This window comes from Actinoplanes sp. DH11, assembly GCF_020873875.1.
GTDB lineage: Bacteria > Actinomycetota > Actinomycetes > Mycobacteriales > Micromonosporaceae > Actinoplanes.
Map to the genome: position 1 here is coordinate 1 of NZ_JAHWGU010000098.1, position 511 is coordinate 511.

Annotated in this window: 1 protein-coding gene; it reads left to right on the top strand. The window is 67.5% G+C overall.

Annotation, left to right across the window (positions count from 1 at the left end; translation table 11 throughout):
- Nucleotides 1–70 precede the first annotated feature (70 nt).
- Nucleotides 71–511 (top strand): acyl carrier protein (locus LPA41_RS40885; RefSeq protein WP_229076876.1); only part of this gene is annotated, 441 nt, incomplete at its 3' end.

A 511-nucleotide genomic window follows, 5' to 3' on the forward strand; every position in this document is an offset into this window, starting at 1 on the left:
GTTGGCTGAGTTTCGGCGGGCGCGGGGTTTGGTGGGGTTGTCGTTGGCGTGGGGTGCGTGGGATGTCGGTATGGCGGGTGTGGTGGAGCGGCGTCGGATGGCGCGGGCTGGTTTTCCGGCGTTGTCGGTGGTGGAGGGGTTGGCGGCGTTTGAGGCGGCGTTGGGTGTGGATCGTGCTGTGGTGGTGCCGGTGAAGTTGGATGTGGGGGTGTTGCGGCGTCGGTTGCCGGTGGCGCCGGTGTTGCGGTCGTTGGTGCGGGTGTCGGGGCGCAGGGTTGCTGCTGAGGGTGCGGCGTTGGTGGATCGGGTTCGGGGGTTGAGTGCGGGTGAGCAGGCGGATGTGGTGTTGCCGGTGGTGCGGGCGCAGGTTGCGGAGGTTTTGGGGCATGCGGGTGTGGATGCGGTGGGGGTGGGGCAGCCGTTCACGGAGTTGGGGTTTGATTCGTTGACGGCGGTGGAGTTGCGTAATCGGTTGGCGGTGGTGACGGGGTTGAAGTTGCCGGCGACGCTG